The organism is Petroclostridium sp. X23 (assembly GCF_030013905.1).
Classification (GTDB): domain Bacteria; phylum Bacillota; class Clostridia; order SK-Y3; family SK-Y3; genus X23.
Genome location: NZ_CP124862.1, coordinates 3,025,011 through 3,044,702, shown reverse-complemented (window position 1 = coordinate 3,044,702; position 19,692 = coordinate 3,025,011). Strand labels below are relative to the sequence as shown.

Here is a 19,692-nt window from a genome sequence, read left to right as displayed (position 1 = left end):
GGGAACATTTTGAAAATATCAAATAAAGCAATTATTGAAATGTATACACAAATGCTTAAAATCAGAAAGTTTGAAACAAAAGCAATGAATCTTTTTGCAGAGGGAAAAATCCCTGGATTTGTTCACTTATATATCGGTGAAGAGGCGGTTGCGACCGGAGCCTGTGCGAATTTAACCGACGATGATTATATTACAAGTACACACAGAGGTCATGGTCACATATTGGCTAAAGGCGGAGACCTCAAATATATGATGGCAGAACTTTTTGGAAAAGAAAGCGGGTACTGCAAAGGTAAAGGCGGATCAATGCATATTGCTGACGCTACAAAAGGAATTTTGGGTGCCAACGGGATTGTAGGAGCCGGACATAATATTGCGGTAGGTGCCGCATTGGCTGCGCAATATAAGGGAACAGACCAGGTTTGCGTATGTTTCTTCGGAGACGCATCAACCAACCAAAGTACATTCCATGAAGCGATGAATATGGCAAGCGTTTGGAAACTTCCAGTTATTTTTATGTGCGAAAATAACGGATACGGTATTTCTACCAGCCAAGCAAAACATCAAGCAATTACCGATATCTCCATCCGTGCGGTAGCTTATAATATGCCGGGCATCACAGTAGACGGCAATGATATATTTGCCGTGTACGAAGCAGCGAATGAAGCTGTTAAAAGAGCAAGACAAGGCCAAGGACCTACGTTGATCGAATGTAAGACTTATAGATATCGCGGTCACTTTGAAGGAGACCCCACTCCTTACAGAACCAATGAAGAAGTTGAAGAATGGAAGAAGAAAGATCCTATTCCAAGATTGGAAAAACATATGCTTGAAAATGGCGTTATGACAGAAAAACAACTTTCCGAGCTTCAGGCCGAAGTGGATACTTGGATTGATGAGGCAATAGATTTCGCAATGCAGAGTAAAGATCCGTCATATGAATCTGCTGTTGAGGATATTTATACCGACATCGTAGAGGAGGTACGTGTTAGATGAGAAAAATGACATATGCACAAGGGATTAAAGAAGGATTGCAAATAAAAATGAAGCAAGACCCGAATGTATTTATCATGGGAGAAGATGTAGGGTTATTCGGAGGATGCTTCGGTGTAACAGCAGGACTGTATGATGAATTCGGAGAAAAAAGGGTAAAGGATACACCTCTCTCGGAAGGAGTTATCATTGGTGCTGCAGTAGGATCTGCCGGTGCGGGATTAAGACCTGTTGCAGAGCTCATGTTTGTTGACTTCTTGACTGTAGGTATGGATCAATTGGTGAACCAAGCAGCGAAAATGAGATATATGTTCGGAGGTAAAATCACACTGCCTATGGTTGTACGTTTGCCGGGAGGCGGAGGCGTACGTGCGGCTGCACAGCATTCTCAATCTTTGGAAGCATGGCTTACACATATACCCGGCCTGAAAGTAGTATACCCATCTAATGCTGAAGATGCGATCGGACTTATGCTTACAGCGATTGAAGATGATAATCCGGTTATGTATCTGGAACATAAGGCTTTGTATGCAATGAAAAATGATGTTGCAGACACTGTTGACCCAATTCCTTTCGGTAAAGCGAAAATAAAGAAAGAAGGAACGGATGTTACGGTAATCACCTATGGAAAGCAAGTATATGATTCGCTGAGTGCGGCAGAAGCACTTGCCAAAGAAGGGGTCAGTGTAGAAGTCATCGATTTAAGATCCTTATATCCTTTGGATAAAGAGACCATTTTCAACTCTATCTCAAAAACACATAAAGCGGTTATTGTGACAGAAGAGTGTAAAAGAGGTGGTTTCGGTGGAGAAATCTCTGCACTTATTGCAGAAGAATATTTCTTTGAATGTGATGCCCCTATCGTAAGAGTGGGAGCATTAAATACTCCGATCCCATTCAGTCCTACTCTTGAAGATTATGTGCTTCCGAATGCATCGGATATTATCACTGCTATTAAAGGTTTATTTTAATGTATACAGCACTTAAGAGACACTTGACTGGTCTCTTAAGTGCCTTATTAAGGTGGTGGCAGTATGTCTTCTGTTGGTATTATAGCAAATCCTGCTTCGGGAAAGGATATCCGAAGACTTGTATCTCATGCGACAGTTATAGATAATAACGAGAAAATAAATATTATTGAAAGGCTTATTCTTGGAGCGCAGCAGTGTGGCGTTGAGAAATTTTATCTCATGCCGGATTCATATCATATGGGTTATAGAGTCATTGATAAATTGAAAACGTCTAAAGAGTTGAAAGCGGATATTGAAATATTAAATATGTATATATACGATAGCGTGGAAGATACCATCAATGCTGCTCAAATGATGGAGGAGATGGGTGTAGGGTGTTTGGTGGTATTAGGAGGAGACGGTACAAATCGGGCTGCGGCGAAATCCATTCAAAAGACTCCGCTGATTGGAATCTCTACCGGAACCAATAATGTTTATCCGGAGATGATAGAGGGAACGGTAGCAGGAATGGCGGCAGCGGTTGTTGCTTCAAGAAAATACGAGAGTGCTCACCTCGTCAAAAAAGATAAAAGGATAGAGATTTATCGGAATGGGACTTTCACAGATATCGCGCTTATAGATGCAGTTGTTTCTAAAGATGTATTTGTAGGTGCAAAAGCGATATGGAATGTGGAGGATATTGCAATGGTATTCGTATCCAAGTGCCATCCGGCGTCCATTGGTTTTTCATCGGTGGTGGGAGCTAAAACCGTTATTACCGAAGAGGATAATTTTGGTGCTTTTGTAAATGTGAATGTAAAAGAGTGTAATATTATGGCACCCATGGCAGCCGGGTTGGTGATTCCTGTTTCCATCAGCACGCCTAAGAAATTAAATATAGATGAATATTACGAGTACATTGTGAGTTTTAAAGGTACGATAGCGGTTGACGGTGAAAGGGAGATTGTATTTCAGAAGGGTGATCGGCTGGCATTCAGAATCACTAGAAACGGTCCCAATCATGTGGATATAAAAAAGACTCTAGAGGTCGCACAACAAAACGGTTTTTTCGAAACGGTTGGGTGAAAGAACCATTGAGTGAGGAGTGGATAGTGGAGAGTTTTTATGATCTCCCCACTATCCACTCCCCACTCCTCACTAAAACAATGATAAATCAAGTAAAAAATACAGGGGGTATGATATATGGCAGAATTAGTAGTAATGCCGAAATTAGGATTGACAATGACCGAAGGAACGGTATCCAATTGGCGTAAAGCGGAGGGGGAGTCCGTTACTGTAGGTGAGGTATTATTTGATGTTGAAACAGATAAGCTGACCAATGAAATAGAAGCGTCAGCGAGTGGTGTTCTAAGGAAAATATTTGTACAAGAAGGTGTAGTTGGCGTTTTGAAGCCGTTGGCAATTATTGGCGGAGCGGATGAAGATATTTCGGGTCTGCTGGGAGGAGAGCCTGCAGCGGAAGAGCCAAAAGCGGAAGAACAGGCTCCGAAAGCTGCTGGGGCAGCACCTGCTAATAATACGTCAGTCGGTGGGAACACCGGTAGAGTTAAAGCATCTCCGCGTGCAAAGAAATTAGCGCAAGAGCTGAATGTTGATTTATCTTTAGTTACAGGAACAGGGCCTCAAGGAACAATCAGCGAGAAAGATATACAAGCATATGTGGATAATCACAAGGGATCTGGCGTAAAAGCTTCTCCGATGGCAGAAAAAGCTGCGAAGGCGCTGGACGTAGATATGTCCAAGATAGATAAAGACGGAAGAATCATGAAAGAAGATGTTTTGCAATACCGCAAAGATCAAGATTTTATAGGGTTGGTAGATCCGAGAGAAGACCGTAAACCAATGAGTGCTATGCGGAAAGTCATTTCCAAGAGAATGTTGGAAAGCAAACAGATTTCACCAACGGTTACCTATAACCTAAAAGTAGATACCACCAATTTGAGTGGGTTTAGAAATCAATTGAAGACTGCTTATAAAGTGACCTATACCGATTTGATTGTAAAAATTGTTGCAAAGGCATTACTGGAATTTCCATTGCTCAATTGTTCTATTGATAATAATGAATTGATTTTTAGAAACTATGCCAGTGTTGGGGTTGCTGTAGCCCTTGACGATGGGCTGATCGTACCTGTTGTGAAATATGCGAACAAGAAAGACCTGAAAGAGATTTCAAAAGAGATCAAAGAATTAGCGTTTAAAGCACGAAATAATGAGTTGAAACCACAGGACATGGCCGGTGGAACATTTACCATTACAAATCTTGGAATGTATGGTATGGAATCTTTTACGCCTATCATTAATCAGCCTGAGGTAGCTATTCTGGGAGTAAATGCGATCATTGACACCCCTGTAGCAATCAATGGACAAGTCGTTATCAAACCATTAATGAATCTAAGTTTGACGGCTGACCATAGAGCGGTGGATGGATCGGTAGCGGCACAGTTTATGGCAAAAGTAAAAGAATATATTGAAAACCCGGCTCTTCTGCTGTTATAAGGAGGAATCAGATATGAAAATCGTTGTTATAGGAGGCGGTCCGGGAGGGTATGTCGCGGCAATCCGGGCTGCGCAATTAGGTGCGGAGGTAACCTTGGTTGAAAGAAAATACCTTGGCGGGACGTGCCTGAATGTCGGCTGTATTCCCACTAAAGTATTATTGCATACATCCGAGATCCTTACTTTGTTAAAACATGAAGCGAAAGAGATCGGAATCAAGGTGTCGGAAGTCGGCGTTGATTGGACTCAGCTGCAGAATAGAAAAGAAAAAGTGATTAAACAGTTAGTGGGCGGAATTGATGGACTTTTAAAAAGCAATAAAATCACAAAGTTGATAGGTAACGGTGCTTTTGTGAACAGAAATCAGATCGAAGTTACGGCAGGGGATGGCAAAAAGCAAGTGGTGGATTTTGACTACGCTGTTATCGCTACCGGCTCGGAACCTACGATCGTGCCTATCCCTGGAGTAGACTTGGAAGGTGTTATTACCAGCGATGATGTACTTTCATTAAAAGAAATACCCAAAAGTATGTGCATCATTGGCGGCGGTGTCATCGGAAGCGAATTTGCGAGCATATACAGCAGTGTAGGATCGGAAGTAACTATCGTGGAAATGCTGCCTGATATTGTTGCAACAATGGATAAAGATGTTACCGACTGTTTGAAGACGGAACTGACAAAAGCAGGGGTTAAGATTCATACAAATACCAAAGTGGAAGGTATTGAAAAAACAGCATCCGGCTTAAAAGTAAATACCAGCTCCGCAGCCGGTAAACAGTCTTTTGAAGTTGAAAAAGTACTGCTTTCGATCGGTCGAAAACCGGTTATTCAGGGATTGGAACTTGAAAAAGTGGGCATTAATACCGAACGGGGCAGAATCACGGTTAACCGTAAAATGCAAACAAACATAGATAATATCTATGCTATAGGGGATTGCAATGGCGGGGTCATGCTGGCACATGTAGCATCTGCAGAAGGAATCGTAGCTGTAGAAGCCATTATGAAAAAGCCATCTCAGATTGATTTTAAGACCATCCCTTATTGCGTATATACAAAACCGGAGCTGGCGGCAGTAGGGATGACAGAGAAGCAGGCAAAAGAACAAGGCTATGAAGTTAAGACCGGTACATTCCCGTTATATGCCAATGGGAAATCAATGATTATGGGAGAAATGAACGGATTGGTAAAATACGTCGTAGATGCGAAGACGGATGAAATATTGGGACTGCATATGGCAGGTCCGAGAGCTACCGATCTGATTGTAGAAGGTGCTTTAGCCCTTCGCTTGGAAGCAACGATAGAAGAAATCATAACCACTATCCATGCTCATCCAACGGTTGGTGAGTCACTGCATGAAGGCGCCCACGCGGTGCATCACAGTGCCATTCATTTGCCGCGGCAGAGATAGACTGATCTAAGAGAACGCATACCCTATCACACGCAGGTGTGGCTTGGACTTACTGAAAAGTAAAATGATTTTAAAAAGAGGAAATCGGACTTGGGGACTGGTCTGCTGTCAGGCCTGATTTTGGCCGGACTAGAGTCTACGCCCCGCCTATGTCAGATTCCGGAACAACCAGTACTTTTTTCAGTAATCTCAGGCTGTTCCTGCGTGTGCTATTTTTGATGATTTAATCCCATATTAAATGCATTAAACATCAAATTCCATTCATGCATGATTTACAATTGGCAGGGAACGCCCCCGTGGTGTTCCATTGCTTATAATATCCAATTATTCAATTCAACTTATATTTAAATTCCACGGACTGGACATTAGGAATGCCTATTGATAAAATGGGAAAAGATGAATAGGAGAAAGGATGTGCATAGAGTGGATATTAACAGAGTAATACTCATTGTCTTAGATAGCGTTGGCATTGGAGAACTGCCGGATGCCGATGAATATGGTGATGTTGGAAGCAATACGGTAGGGAATATCGTAAAAGCTTTTAACGGCATTAAAATCCCTAACTTATGCAAATTAGGGATGGGGAAAATAGACGGAATCGATTACCTTCCTGTACCCGACGACATTCAAGGAAGCTACGGAAGAATGGCAGAGGCATCCAAAGGTAAGGATACGACCACAGGGCACTGGGAAATATCCGGAGTCAAGCTTGCACAAGAGTTTCCCACATACCCTCAAGGATTTCCACCGGAAGTGATAGATCAGTTTAAAAATAAGATAGGAACGGATATATTGGCTAATTATCCCGCTTCAGGTACAGAAATAATCAAAGATTTAGGCGAAAAGCATATGCAGACAGGCTATCCCATTGTCTATACGTCTGCCGACAGTGTTTTTCAGATTGCGGCCCATGAAGACATCATTCCTATTGACAGGCTTTACGAAATGTGCCGGATTGCCAGAGATATTCTTCAAGGACCGCATGCGGTAGGAAGAGTGATCGCACGTCCGTTTACAGGAAATGCGGGAAGCTTTACGAGGACTAAAAATCGAAGAGATTTCTCTTTGGAGCCCACAGGAGTAACTATTTTGGATAAATTAAAAGAAGCCGGGTATGATGTGATGGCGGTGGGAAAGATAGAAGATATATTTGCGGGAAAAGGCATTACTTATGCGGTACATACTTCCGATAACATGGACGGTATGGATCAAACGCTGCGATTGATTAAAGAAGATAATAAAGGAATGATTTTTACCAATCTGGTAGATTTTGATATGGTATATGGACATAGAAATAACGCGCAAGGTTATAAGGAAGCACTTGAAGCAGTGGATCAGAGGCTGCCTGAAATCATGAGCGCGATGAAAGATACGGATGTACTTATGATTACAGCGGATCATGGGTGTGATCCTACTACTGAAAGTACCGATCATTCACGGGAATATGTGCCGGTATTATTGTATGGAAAGTATATCAAAGCTGATATAAGCATTGGTACAAGAAAAACATTTTCCGATATGGCAGCCACCATTGCGGATATTTTTAGTATTCATGATGGTTTTAACGCAGAGAGCTTTCTTAACCAACTTAGAAGATGATATATTTTATTGTATTGGATGACATAAAAAGTTTTTAGTATCTTGAAATTTAGAAAAGCATAACATAATAAATCGTGTTTGTATGCTCCTTTGTTAATAGATTTGGCTGCTTGGTTTGCTGCTCACTAGATATTAACTAAGGGGCTTTAATAATTTGCACAGGGAAATATCACATATGATTTTTAATAAAGGTTTCTTGCAACACCAATGAAAATAGTCAATAAGAATAACACGTACTCAGGTGCTTGCCATAATAAATTTGGTTCTATCATATGCGCGTTTGATATGTGAGCGTATCAGCTTTTCCGCAAGTTTTTCGTTGCGTTGTTCAATCGCGTCATACATGGCTTGGTGTTCGGAGACTATATCCAGAGTGTTTACATAGGCGTTGGCTAACTCGATTGAAGAACTGAGCAGTTCGGAGCATAGTGATAATATGCTTATCAGCGCGCTGTTATCGGCGGCTTCTGCGATGGTTTTGTGAAAAAGGCTGTCAGCTGCCAAGCCGTAACCGCCATTTTCGAGGTCCTGTTTTAAAGCCTCAATAGATTGCCGCAAAGCCAATAGACGCTGTTCTGTTCTATTATCGGTGCAGTTCCCGGGACAGGAGGGGATATCGCTTCGTGGATCAGCTATAACGAAGCAAAGAGATGGTCCAAAAACAAGGATGAGTTCGGCAATGGTGCACCGGAAGGGATTGCTGCATCGAAATCGGGAAATAATGCTACTTCCGGAGGTGCATTGGTTCCGTTATTGACGCTGGGTATTTCCGGAGATGCGGGTACTGCTGTTATGTTGAGATCATTGATGATGTTAGGGATTGCACCGGGGCCAATGCTTTTCAAAGAGCACGCTCCTATTGTTTATGCACTTTTTATAGCGTTATTTATTGCAAATATTTTTATGGGTGTACTTGGCTTTATGTGCATCAAGCAGTTTGCTAAAGTTATCAATGTTCCTAATTCCATATTGATTCCTTTGATTTTTACCTTCTGTTTTGTAGGCACTTATGCACTGAACAACAGCATAGGGGATATTTATTTTATGATTATTGCCGGTATTATAGGATATGTAATGATTAAACTGGATTTTGCCATTCTGCCTATTATTTTGGGATTGGTTCTTGGTCCGCCAGCAGAAAGCAACCTAAGACGTTCTTTGGTGCTTTCGAGGGGTGATGCATTTATTTTTCTGCAATGTCCTATTGCTTTAGTATTTATCTGTTTTCTGTTATTTCCTTGTTCTACCCTATAGTGCTTGAATATTATAAGAAAAGGAAGGCTGCAAAGAAAGGCTCCGCGGCGGATGATATTGAATGAGATGTAAACCTGATGGATTGCATGTCATGATCAAATTAAACATTTAATTATTTTGCCAAAACACTGTTTGATCTAACGATTCAAGCGGTGTTTTTTTATCCTATAAAAAACTTTAGTCTTGGCTAATAAAAAATTGATATTTTACAATTGTAAAAATAAAAATTTTAAAATGATAAAAAAATCTGTTGACATTGACTCATATATTTTATAACATAAATATAATGAGACATAGATAATAGAATGGAGAATTAAGGTGAACGCAGAAGAGAGATATATTTTAAAAATCAAAATAGCCAAGATGTTTTACTTAGATAATATGACGCAGACGGATATTGGCGAACAGTTAAGTGTTTCAAGACCTACAATCATAAAGCTTTTAAACGAAGCCAGAGAGGAAGGAATTGTTAAAATAGAGATTTGTGATATACGCAACCAATTCACGCTGGAAAGTATGCGACGAGACCTAAAGGATTTACTGCAATTAAGGGATGTGGTGGTAGTTAGTGTCGAAGACAGTAACAGAATTTTCAAAGAGTTAGGTAAAAGAGCCGCGGAATACTTGATGGAGTGCGTGTGCAGCAATATCAACGTTGGTATTGGGTGGGGCAAGACATTGGAAGAGGTGGCCAAAAACGTTGTGGAAATGAAACATATTAGAGAAGTAACGCTCATGCCTTTAATGGGAGGGCCTGTTAGTTCAAATGACTTTTCGCGATTATCAAATAATCTTTGTGAACGTATCGCATCAAAATTTGACAATGGAAAAGTAGATTATTTGTATGCACCGCTTTTTACTAAAGACGAAAAGAGCAGAGAGACATATATACAGTCTGGTGGGATCAAGAATGTACTTGAAAAAATGGAAGATATCCAGCTTGCTTTAGTAGGTATTGGCGGTGATCTGAAGAATTCAGTTACTTATGATGTTGCAGGAGATTATGAAGATTTTGCATTCAGGCTGGTTGAAAAAGGTACAGTAGGCAATATTTGCGGAAGGTTCTATGACTTGGATGGGAATCTGTGCACAGAGGGTGTAGAAGGAAGAACCATTGCTGTAACGGCACAGCAGCTTCGTGCCATTCCCACTGTCATTGCAGTAGGAGGCGGGGAGCATAAGATACGCTCTATTATTGGAGGAGCACGTCAAAAGCTGTTTAACGTACTGATAGTAGATAATAAAACGGCAAATAGCATTATTGAATATTTTAAATAAAGAAGATTTCAAAGTCTACAATGGGATGATAAAAAAGGGATGACAAAAAATAGCACATATCTTTTTAAGCATATGAAAGGGTTATATGATCCTATAAAACAAAAGGAGGACGTCATGGCTAACATAGTGAATATGCCGAGGTTATCTTTAAATGAAGATTCCAATTTGTTAACAGAGTGGCTTGTTAACGAAGGGGATTCTGTTAAAGAGGGAGATGGTTTATTTTCAATTGAGACAGATAAATCATCTCTGGTTGTATACTCGGATTTTACCGGAATCGTGCTAAAAAAATACTACAATGATTACGAAGTCGTACAAGCGCTTACACCGGTATGTGTCATTGGCCATCCGGGTGAAGAAATACCGGAGTTGAGCATTGAGGAAAATACCGGTATAAATTCAGAAAAAGCTGAAGAAAAGGCATCCGAGCCGGTAGATGTTGTTGTTCCGAGTACAGATATTCCGGTAGGGGTACCTGCTGATCATGGAAAAATATCTCCTAGGGCACGGAGGCTGGCAGAAGCTAACGGAATAGAGATAAAAGGTATTATACCCAGCGGCGCTGAAAACCGCATTATTGAAGCGGATATCATTGCAGCAATGACAAATGGAAAAACAGATAGCGTAAAGAAAAAAGAAAATGTTAAAAAGCTTCCGAAGATACGGCAAGTGATTGCAAAAAATATGATGAATTCGTTACAAAATTCCGCACAACTCACAAACGTTTCTATATTTAATATTTCCGCAATTCTCGATTATAGGGAACGGTGCAAGAAAGATGAAAAGCTTTCGGGCATAACGATTGGCGATATGATCAACTACGTGGTTGCAAAGACACTATCGGAGTTCCCATATATAAACGCTCATATGGTAAGTGATACGGAGGTTGTCGAATATGGGGAGGTTAATCTTGGGGTAGCTGTAGATACAGAAAGAGGATTGATGGTTCCAACCATCGCAGATGCATCGAAAAAAAGCCTGTCTCAAATATCCGCTGAGTTAAAATCGATGGCAACAGAATGTCAAAGCGGAAAGATTTCACCTGAAAAGCTTTCAGGGGGCACATTCACAGTAAGCAACCTAGGAGCTTTAGGGATACGTATGTTTACGCCTATTCTCAATCCGCCGCAGGTAGGTATACTAGGTGTGGGTTGTACCGACTATGCGATGAAAAAGACAAAAGAAGGCATCTTGTATTATCCTTCGTGCACATTATCACTTACATACGATCATAGAGTTGTAGATGGTGCACCTGCTTCTCGTTTCTTAAAAAAGCTATGTGAGAATTTAGAAAACTTTGAACAATATATTTGAAAGGTGAATCATTATGGAAAACTATGATTTGATTGTTATTGGCGGAGGACCTGCGGGCTACAATGGTGCAGAAAGAGCTGCCGGGACAGGATTGAAGGTATTGCTGATAGAAAAGGAAGATTTGGGCGGGACTTGCCTGAATAGGGGATGCATTCCCACTAAAACCTTCTTATACTCCGGGAAGATCTATCATTACGTAAAAGGTGATTGCGAGCGTTATGGCGTAAAGTATGACAATCCCGAAGTGAAACACAAGGCCATCGTTGCAAAGAAAGACCAGGTTGTAAAGACGCTGGTGGGCGGCATTGGTGCGGCGATGAAACGTAAAAAGATAAAGGTTGTTTATGGGACCGCAAAACTGGGAGATAAGAAAGACGGCGTATTTCGTGTAACTGTAGACGATGAAAAATATACGGGTAAATCTCTGCTGATCGCTACCGGTTCAGCGCCGGTGATTCCTAAAATCCCGGGAGTGGATGAAGAGATCGTCAAAGGTACTGTCGTAACCAGCACCGAGGTGCTCATGCTTGAAGAGGTTCCTGAAAAGCTCGTCATCATAGGTGGAGGTGTCATCGGATTTGAAATGGCCGCGTATTTTCAGATGATGGGAAGTCAGGTTACTGTGATGGAGATGTTAGATAAAGTACTTGGAAATAATGACAGAGAGATCAGCGCTATCATACAAAAGCAAATGGAACAAAAAGGCATACGATTCTTTCTGAACAGTAAAGTATGCGAAATTAAAAATGGCGTATGCAAATTTGTAAAAGATGGTGAGGAAATCTCTATAAACTATGATAAAGTGCTGCTTTCGGTAGGAAGAAAGCCGGTTACGGATTTGGAAGGTCTTGAGCAACTGGGAGTAAAAATACAAAAAGGCGCTATTGTCACAGATGATGAATGCCACACCACTGCCGAGGGAATCTATGCTGCAGGAGATGTGAACGGCAAGATAACACTTGCGCATGTAGGGTACCGCGAGGCAGAAGTAGCTGTTAATAATATATTAGGTAAAAAAGATAGGATGGATTATAGCGCGATTGCCGGAGTAGTTTATACACATCCCGAAGCAGCCTTTGTAGGTTTGAATGAGGAACAGGCTAAAGAAGCGGGTATAGACATAGAAGTGAAGAAAGTATCTATCAACTTTAGCGGCAGACATGTTGTAGAAAACGGTATGAGTGATGGAATATGCAAGATCGTCATAGATAAAAAGAAGGAGATCATTATTGGTGCCAGCCTTCTCTGCAGTTATGCTTCCGAGATCATATACAGTCTTGCGCTGATGATACAGAACAAGATCCCGGTAGAGAGCATTGTACGTACAGTTTTTCCTCATCCCACGGTTTGTGAAATCATTAGAGAAGCATTGATGGACTAAAGAGTGATAAGAAAGGGGTTATAAAATGACAAAATCTATTTATATCGATCCAAATGAAAGACGCAGCAGTGCGGTACTTAAGTTCCAGGATATCCCCATGAATCAATATCAGAAAAAGATGTCGGATGTGAGGGATGAGTTTACTGATGAAGAACTCATTAATATTTTTCACGACATGCTGTCTATCCGGGAATTTGAGACCATGATGCAGGATTTAAGGCTCAATGGCGAATACAATAGTATCCGCTATAACTATTCGGGACCGGCTCATTTATGTATAGGGCAGGAAGCTGCCTCGGTGGGACAGGCATATAATTTAGACAAGGATGACATCATTTTTGGTACACACCGCGGGCATGGCGAACTTATTGCAAAAGGATTGGCTACCATCCGGAAGATGTCTGATGAAGAATTAATGGGTATCATGGAAGAATCCTTTGAAGGTGCTCAGCTTAAGGTAGTAAAAGAGCATTTGTCTGCCGGCAGTGTGAAGGAGTTGGCGGTACAGTTTTATCTATATGGGATTATGGCTGAGATTTTCGGTAGAGAAAACGGATTCGCAAAAGGACTGGGGAATTCCATGCATGCATTCTTCATTCCGCTGGGCGTATATCCGAATAATGCTATCGTAGGAGGCGCAGCTCCAATCGCTGCCGGTGCAGCGCTTTATAAAAAAATTGCAAAGCAAAAGGGGATGGTTGTAGCCAATGCAGGCGACGGTGCACTCGGTTGCGGACCTGTATGGGAGGCAATGAACTTTGCAGCTATGGACCAGTTCACAAAGCTGTGGGATAACAAGGGCGGATTGCCTGTACTCTTTAATTTTACAAACAATGGATATGGCATGGGAGGACAGACATGCGGTGAAACAATGGCTTACGATGTACTTGCCAGGGTAGGTGCGGGCATTAGCCCCAGTCAGCTCCATTCTGAGCGCGTTGATGGTTACAATGTATTTGCAGTGATAGATGCGTTCAGCCGTAAAAAGAAATTGCTTCTAAACGGCGAAGGCCCGGCAATGCTGGATGTAATCTCATATCGTCAGTGTGGACACTCTACTTCAGATGCGAATCCTAATCGTACCATAGAAGAGATCGGGGCATGGCAGGAGCAGGATTCCATCGCAGATTATGAAAAGCAGCTTATTGAAAACGGCATCATGACGCAGGCGCAGGTAGTAAAACTTAAAGAAGGTATTCGCAATCTCAATACAAGCGTGTTCAAGCTTGCAATAGATAATGACATTTCCCCTAGAATGGATTTGTTAAAAGAGAAGGATGCCATTGAAAAATATATTTTTTCCAATAAACATATGCCAAAGATGCAGGAGGGAGAACCGGCTGTTCTTGGTAGTAAGCAGGAAAACCCTCGTATTATCAGAAATTCAAAAAAGAGCCGTTCCGGTAAGAAAAATGGCAAGGAACTTCCGTCTTCCGCCGTTATACAGATACGTGACGCAATATTTGAGTCGGTGCTTGATAAATTCTATGAAGATCCCAGCTTGATTTCATTTGGTGAAGACCTGAGAGATTGGGGCAGCGCATATGGTGCATATAAGGATTTGGAGAAGTCGGTTCCTTATGAAAGACTGTTTAATGCGCCTATTTCGGAAGCGGCTATCATTGCTGCGGCAGTTGGATATGCGATGATGGGCGGCAGAGCGCTGCCCGAGTTGATGTATTGTGACTTCCTTGGACGTGCAGGGGATGAAGTGTTAAACCAGTTGGCAAAATGGCAGGCGATGACTGCAGGTCAATTGCATATGCCAGTGGTAGTGCGGATGGGCGTAGGGTCAAAATATGGCGCACAGCATTCTCAGGATTGGTCAAGCTTATGCGCTCATGTTCCTGGTTTAAAAGTAACATACCCTGTTACACCGTATGATGCAAAAGGGCTTTTGAATGCGGCTTTGGCAGGTACGGATCCGGTCATATATCTTGAGAGCCAGTCGCTTTATGCAATGGGAGAGTTGTTCCATGAAGAAGGTGTTCCGGACGAATATTATGAGATACCGTTAGGGGAGCCGGATGTCAAGCGAGCAGGCTCTGATCTGACCATCCTTACTTTTGGTCCTACGCTTTATAAGGCGTTGAAGGCGGCTGAAATATTTGAAAAAGATTATGGCGTCAGTGTAGAAGTCATTGATGCGAGATGTATTGTTCCCTTTAACTATGAGGTGCTTTTGGAGTCGGTTAAAAAGACAGGCAAGATCATATTGGCTAGTGATGCTTGTCAGCGTGGTTCGATATTGAATGATATTGCAGAAAACCTTGTGATGATGGCGTTTGATGATTTAGATGCACCGCCGGTAGTGCTTGGTGCACGCAATTGGATCACTCCTGTTTATGAATTGGAAAATGATTTCTTCCCGCAGCCGGAATGGTTCCTTGATGCATATCATCAAAAGATACAGCCGCTCAAAGGATATACACCGATACGGACATATAATACTGCTGAGTTAATCAGACGAGGTAAAGAAGGGATTTGATAATAGGATAAGTCGATATGACAAAGTACAATTCCATAAATCCAGGAAATTTGATATAGGGCTGGTACTATTGTCATGACTGGTTTAATAGGGAGTGAGGGCATGACCGAAACTACTGGAAAAGTGTTTGGTGTTCGAAAATCGGATTTTTCAGTAGCCTCATACCTGTCCTATATCAGACGAATATATGTAATGAAAAAGTCATAAAAGTAGAGGGTAACGTATATATTTATTTGAATTAAATCATACGTTTGCTCTCTATTTCATTGTTAATAAAAATGTTAGGTGACAAAATAGGTGGCAAACAAACTATGCGTACGGAGTTGCTTTTATAGTACATTGTGAAGAAGTGATAGTGAAAGCTTTGCAGAAGAAATTGATTTGTTTATAGTGAAAAAACTGTACTAAAGTACAGTGGGAATCTGGTATAAATTGTGGTAAGGTAATATTAGTAATATAATTAAATATCAGAAATTTTTAGGAATATACTCCTAATAGAAAAATGATTTCCATCTCTAACCGATGGTTTACTATTTTAAACGATTACTACCGATTTTTCGATTGAAAAATAGTATAAGAACAAATGAAAGAGGGGAATAAGAGATGATGCATATAAGACCTCCAAATAAAATGAACTCTCAAATATTTAGATATGCCTGACTTTACAAAGTCAAAAGCACAAGAACAATGAGCACGGTTTTCGCTGATAATCACTTAGGACTATTGTAAAAGCTAGCTTGAGATGATTGATACACCAAGAGTAACAAGAGAGAAAAACAGTTCGGGAGTATACCATGTTAAGTAGAATCGATTAACAAGGTGTTTTTGAAGAGGATAGGAAGGTATATCTGATATATAAAGATTATTCTTGTAGCTGGTTTATTTGTTATTAGTTAGCCTAAAATTAAGATTATAAAGGGAGTATTATTATGAAGAGAATTTGTATAAGAACAATTTTAATTGTTTTTGTTTTGTCAATTTTTACAACTACATGTTATGCGTATATATCAATGGAATATCTTGGTTCAATCAATACTACTAGTAAAACTGAAGCTTCTTGGAAATCTGAAACTAGTACGACTACATCTGCTCCATTGCTTCATACGAGATATGTCCGTGCAGCAGCTATAATCTTTAAGAATGGTATAGTTGAGCATACAGCTGATGAAACAACAAAATATAATAAAACTGTGAAATTATCAGGTACAGTTTACACTAAAGCTTCTTCAAGGATTTTATGGGAGATTACTTCTGTTCATGAAGTATGGATAAATGATGCTCTTGGTAAGTGCGTTGAAAAAATCTATCGTGAAGATGCGGATAGTTGCATTGGACCAGCATAGAATTATCTACAAGTGTTTAGATTCCTAAAATTCTGTAATAATTCAGGAGGATTATAGATATGAAAATTAAATCAATAACCTTAATAGGTCTTTACTTGACGGTAGCCGCAGCCATTACAATTACGTCATTTATGGTTAAGGCTTCTGAGAGTAATGAAAAAGCAAAAAAACATTATACTAAAGAGCAACTACAGGAAATGGATAATGCTAAGAAAAAAGTTAAAATCATGAAGGAAGATGCATTAAAAGATGCATTAAAAGATGCAGGGAAAAGCTTTGATTTTGACTTGGAAGAATTAGAAAAAGACTTTCTAAGTTTAGATGTAGCTGATCGTCCAAAGTTTGTAAACGGTGAGGTAAGCGGTTTTTCTGATCTAGAAGAATGCAAAAAAATTATGATGTTTGTGAATGAATGTTTTATGGAATTAACAAAAGGAGATTTACAGCCCAATATTTACATTGGTAAAGATGGAAAAAAGGTAATAATCGTCTACAAAAAAGGTGATGGCACAAATGTATTAATTACTGGGACACTTAATAATGATGGAAAATGGGAAAAAGATAAAAAAACTAAATCAGGAAAAGAAATTTTGAAGTTCGAATCAATTAAAAGTTAATTGTCTTGAAGCTGAACACAAAGGGATGATTAGTGAGAAAACGAAAGATCGCTTAGACCATTAAATAACAGCAATGTAATAGTAGCAGCAATGGGGACGGTTCGAATAGAGGCTAATTGCAGTTTGTTCCCAAAAAGCTGAGAAAGTAATTTTACTTAGCTTTTTAAAATTCATTAATAAAGCCCTTTATGATGCACCCAGCAGTTGGGCTTTGATACCATTGAACTGATATCTACAAATTTAGCACAGATTAAAAAGACAGCAGAAACATGAATAATTTCAATCTGCTGTCTTTGTGTTTGAATCCATAAATTTCATAAAAAATGCGTATAGTAATATAAAATCACATTACCGCATAAGGTATCCGCCATTTACATCTATTGAAGACCCTGTAATATAGTCGGAGAGATCGCTTGCCAAAAAATAAATTGATTTTGCTACATCTAGTGCTGTACCGAGACGCTTCAAAGGAACAGTATCCGCATTATCATTTCTAGACTGTGTCATTTCGGTAGCAATAAATCCTGGAGAGACACAATTAACAGTAATGTTATATTGTGCGCAATAGCGTGCATAAGCCTTAGTTAAAGCAATGACACCGCCTTTTGCCGCCGTATAGTTTACTCCGGCTAAAAAACCACCCAGCTGTCCGGCCTGAGAGGCGATATTGATTATTTTCCCATAATTATTCTTCATCATATGGGGGAGACACAATTGTGAGCAAAGATGTGTGCCTCTTAAATCGATATCAATGACTTTATCCCAGTTTTCAACGCTCATTTCCGGAATGGGAGTAGCATCCAGAATGCCAGCGTTGTTTACCAATATATCGATAGTACCATATTTCTCCACTACCGTATTGATCATCGCCTGAATAGAATCTTTCTCCATAACATCCACTTTGGCAGCAAAGGCGGATAAGCCGTCAGCGATTAATTCATTTGCAGTTTTAACGGCGCTGTCATAGTTTAAGTCAGCAATAATGACGGTAGCGCCATATGCTGCGAGTACTTGTGCGGCAGCTTGCCCGATTCCGCGGGCAGCTCCGGTAATAATTGCGATTTTTCCTGTTAAATTACCATATCTCATTTTAAGCTATCCTCCAATTCAATATAAGCTTTTGTAAAGATATCCAAAACCATAAGCAGAGGCGGATATTCATCTACATTGTCCAGTGTGAGGGAATCTTCTTCATATGCTGCGTTAAAGATAGGGCTCTTTTTGAGAACCGACATGATTTCATCAGGTACTACCGCATCAACTACAGAAGAAAGATCACGCTTTTCACTGTCAAACTCTAGAATCTTATCGGTTACAGTGGTGAAATACATAGGAGCATCGGCATTATCGGTAATGGAATTTTTTATGGTCCATTCTCCCCGAATTGCTGCGGACATAATAGATGTGTTTTTACAACCCTTTGCTCTTAAATTTGCATATGATTTTCTGATTACAGCTTCACCTGCATGACGGGAATACATTTTGGAGTTTTCAATACCTAGTGAAGCAAGCTCCTTATCAATGTTATCATCAAGAAAACCGCTCATCAGCACTACAAATCCATGCTGCTTTCCTTTTTCGATCAAATCGGAGAATATATCGTGCTGGTTGTAAGTGAAGTTTAGTGTCAAACAAACTCTGATGCCTTTTTCTACAATACTTTCAACTGTTTTCACTGCAGCACTTACTGCTGGAATTTTATATACGATGTTGGGTGTCTCGGTATTTAATTCTTTTTTAAACTCCTCATTCCAAAATTCAATTTCCTCAATCATTTTATCTGCATTTTTCCAATTTTTTGGATTTACTTGAATGCAGGCAAAACCATACTTTCCGTTACTGGCTTCATAGATAGGATATAAGTCTCTGGCACTTACCGCTACGACCTTTAAGAATAGATATGAAATGAGTTTTTCCAGAGAAATATCGGGATTATTGGTTTTAATTTCTTCTACAAATCCTGCCCAAATCGCAGGGAAATCTTTTCTGAAAGCATTGATTTTAGCAGGATTGCTGGTAACAAACCTTGCACCTCGACGTAAGGAATGGGTAAGGCCGGAGCAATAGTCATGCCCCCAATACGTAAACAATTTATTACTAAGCTCCAATTCGCACATTTCTTTAATATTACTTTCGGCAATCTGTTTTGCTTCATCCTTGATATGCTCAAGTTTTTCTGCATCACCGTATTTTGTAATAAATGCATGAATAGTGTCAATTTCTTTATCTATGGCAGCTTGTGTAAGTGAGCCGGTCTCAACATATTTTCTTAAAACCCAATTGGTTAAAAATGAATGTAAATCCAAATAAATATCCGAAGCGGTAGTTACAGCACTATTTTTATTTTGGGGCTGTTCTTTAATAATTTGTTCGAGTTTGTCAATAAAACCTTGACAATTTTCAGAAAAATTTGAGGGATTTTTTAGAAAAAGAATATCTTTTCTGGATTCTAACAAAAGTGATTGCATAAGTTTCACACTCCATTTAATAATTTTTGACAGACAATTGTGAATTATTAACATAGAATGCTAAAATATTAAAAAAGTTGGT

At 40.1% G+C, this 19,692-nt stretch carries 16 protein-coding genes; 13 read left to right on the top strand and 3 right to left on the bottom strand.

What is annotated here, in order from left to right; genetic code table 11:
• Positions 1–6: 6 nt before the first annotated feature.
• From pdhA to QKW49_RS14410, 6 genes are all read left to right on the top strand, one after another.
• A complete protein-coding gene (gene pdhA / locus QKW49_RS14435) occupies positions 7–996 on the top strand; it encodes a pyruvate dehydrogenase (acetyl-transferring) E1 component subunit alpha (protein ID WP_282868152.1) in 990 nt (329 codons plus the stop codon).
• Entirely contained in the window at positions 993–1,964 is a 972-nt protein-coding gene (locus tag QKW49_RS14430; RefSeq protein WP_282863359.1) for an alpha-ketoacid dehydrogenase subunit beta, read from the top strand. Before pdhA ends, QKW49_RS14430 begins: the two co-directional genes overlap by 4 nt.
• A 63-nt stretch (positions 1,965–2,027) precedes the next feature.
• Complete coding sequence (locus QKW49_RS14425) at positions 2,028–3,029, top strand: NAD(+)/NADH kinase (protein ID WP_282863358.1); 1,002 nt, start codon at positions 2,028–2,030, stop codon at positions 3,027–3,029.
• A 117-nt stretch (positions 3,030–3,146) separates the two neighbouring features.
• Positions 3,147–4,460, top strand: coding sequence for a dihydrolipoamide acetyltransferase family protein (locus QKW49_RS14420; RefSeq protein WP_282863357.1), 1,314 nt, complete (start codon positions 3,147–3,149; stop codon positions 4,458–4,460).
• 13 nt (positions 4,461–4,473) lie between these two features.
• Positions 4,474–5,868 (top strand): dihydrolipoyl dehydrogenase, encoded by a 1,395-nt coding sequence (gene lpdA / locus QKW49_RS14415; protein WP_282863356.1) that lies wholly within the window; start codon positions 4,474–4,476, stop codon positions 5,866–5,868.
• A gap of 396 nt (positions 5,869–6,264) precedes the next feature.
• Positions 6,265–7,467, top strand: coding sequence for a phosphopentomutase (locus QKW49_RS14410; RefSeq protein WP_349239031.1), 1,203 nt, complete (start codon positions 6,265–6,267; stop codon positions 7,465–7,467).
• A gap of 237 nt (positions 7,468–7,704) precedes the next feature.
• Here the strand turns inward: QKW49_RS14410 and QKW49_RS14405 are convergent, their stop codons facing one another.
• Complete coding sequence (locus QKW49_RS14405; protein WP_349239134.1) at positions 7,705–8,082, bottom strand: FCD domain-containing protein; 378 nt, start codon at positions 8,080–8,082, stop codon at positions 7,705–7,707.
• On the opposite strand from QKW49_RS14405, the gene QKW49_RS14400 reads away from it, so the two are divergent.
• From QKW49_RS14400 to QKW49_RS14370, 7 genes are all read left to right on the top strand, one after another.
• Positions 8,038–8,721: a tripartite tricarboxylate transporter permease gene (locus QKW49_RS14400; RefSeq protein WP_349239133.1), complete on the top strand. Its 684-nt coding sequence runs from the start codon at positions 8,038–8,040 to the stop codon at positions 8,719–8,721. The genes QKW49_RS14405 and QKW49_RS14400 overlap by 45 nt on opposite strands.
• A gap of 318 nt (positions 8,722–9,039) precedes the next feature.
• On the top strand, positions 9,040–9,999 hold the full coding sequence (locus tag QKW49_RS14395; protein WP_282863354.1) for a sugar-binding domain-containing protein: 960 nt from the start codon (positions 9,040–9,042) through the stop codon (positions 9,997–9,999).
• Positions 10,000–10,113: 114 nt separating this feature from the next.
• Positions 10,114–11,313: a dihydrolipoamide acetyltransferase family protein gene (locus tag QKW49_RS14390; RefSeq protein ID WP_282863353.1), complete on the top strand. Its 1,200-nt coding sequence runs from the start codon at positions 10,114–10,116 to the stop codon at positions 11,311–11,313.
• A 13-nt stretch (positions 11,314–11,326) separates the two neighbouring features.
• Complete coding sequence (gene lpdA, locus QKW49_RS14385; protein WP_282863352.1) at positions 11,327–12,694, top strand: dihydrolipoyl dehydrogenase; 1,368 nt, start codon at positions 11,327–11,329, stop codon at positions 12,692–12,694.
• Between the two features lie 25 nt (positions 12,695–12,719).
• The gene (locus QKW49_RS14380) at positions 12,720–15,182 is read left to right on the top strand and encodes an alpha-ketoacid dehydrogenase subunit alpha/beta (RefSeq protein ID WP_282863351.1); all 2,463 of its coding nucleotides are present in this window, start codon (positions 12,720–12,722) and stop codon (positions 15,180–15,182) included.
• A gap of 929 nt (positions 15,183–16,111) precedes the next feature.
• A complete protein-coding gene (locus tag QKW49_RS14375; protein WP_282863350.1) occupies positions 16,112–16,525 on the top strand; it encodes a hypothetical protein in 414 nt (137 codons plus the stop codon).
• Positions 16,526–16,584: 59 nt separating this feature from the next.
• Positions 16,585–17,142: a hypothetical protein gene (locus QKW49_RS14370; protein ID WP_282863349.1), complete on the top strand. Its 558-nt coding sequence runs from the start codon at positions 16,585–16,587 to the stop codon at positions 17,140–17,142.
• A 348-nt stretch (positions 17,143–17,490) separates the two neighbouring features.
• On the opposite strand, the gene QKW49_RS14365 is transcribed toward QKW49_RS14370, so the two are convergent.
• Complete coding sequence (locus tag QKW49_RS14365) at positions 17,491–18,231, bottom strand: SDR family NAD(P)-dependent oxidoreductase (protein ID WP_282863348.1); 741 nt, start codon at positions 18,229–18,231, stop codon at positions 17,491–17,493.
• Entirely contained in the window at positions 18,228–19,610 is a 1,383-nt protein-coding gene (locus QKW49_RS14360) for a transaldolase family protein (RefSeq protein ID WP_282863347.1), read from the bottom strand. The genes QKW49_RS14365 and QKW49_RS14360 overlap by 4 nt, the downstream gene beginning before the upstream one ends.
• Positions 19,611–19,692: the final 82 nt, after the last annotated feature.

What these genes read in the sequence shown, in the direction of transcription:
- QKW49_RS14430 (WP_282863359.1), top strand. Translation starts at nt 993, where the DNA reads ATGAGAAAAATGACATATGCACAAGGGATTAAAGAAGGATTGCAAATA.
- QKW49_RS14425 (WP_282863358.1), top strand. Translation starts at nt 2,028, where the DNA reads ATGTCTTCTGTTGGTATTATAGCAAATCCTGCTTCGGGAAAGGATATC.
- QKW49_RS14420 (WP_282863357.1), top strand. Translation starts at nt 3,147, where the DNA reads ATGGCAGAATTAGTAGTAATGCCGAAATTAGGATTGACAATGACCGAA.
- lpdA (WP_282863356.1), top strand. Translation starts at nt 4,474, where the DNA reads ATGAAAATCGTTGTTATAGGAGGCGGTCCGGGAGGGTATGTCGCGGCA.
- QKW49_RS14410 (WP_349239031.1), top strand. Translation starts at nt 6,265, where the DNA reads ATGAATAGGAGAAAGGATGTGCATAGAGTGGATATTAACAGAGTAATA.
- QKW49_RS14390 (WP_282863353.1), top strand. Translation starts at nt 10,114, where the DNA reads ATGGCTAACATAGTGAATATGCCGAGGTTATCTTTAAATGAAGATTCC.
- lpdA (WP_282863352.1), top strand. Translation starts at nt 11,327, where the DNA reads ATGGAAAACTATGATTTGATTGTTATTGGCGGAGGACCTGCGGGCTAC.
- QKW49_RS14380 (WP_282863351.1), top strand. Translation starts at nt 12,720, where the DNA reads ATGACAAAATCTATTTATATCGATCCAAATGAAAGACGCAGCAGTGCG.
- QKW49_RS14375 (WP_282863350.1), top strand. Translation starts at nt 16,112, where the DNA reads ATGAAGAGAATTTGTATAAGAACAATTTTAATTGTTTTTGTTTTGTCA.
- QKW49_RS14370 (WP_282863349.1), top strand. Translation starts at nt 16,585, where the DNA reads ATGAAAATTAAATCAATAACCTTAATAGGTCTTTACTTGACGGTAGCC.
- QKW49_RS14365 (WP_282863348.1), bottom strand. Translation starts at nt 18,231, where the DNA reads ATGAGATATGGTAATTTAACAGGAAAAATCGCAATTATTACCGGAGCT.
- QKW49_RS14360 (WP_282863347.1), bottom strand. Translation starts at nt 19,610, where the DNA reads ATGCAATCACTTTTGTTAGAATCCAGAAAAGATATTCTTTTTCTAAAA.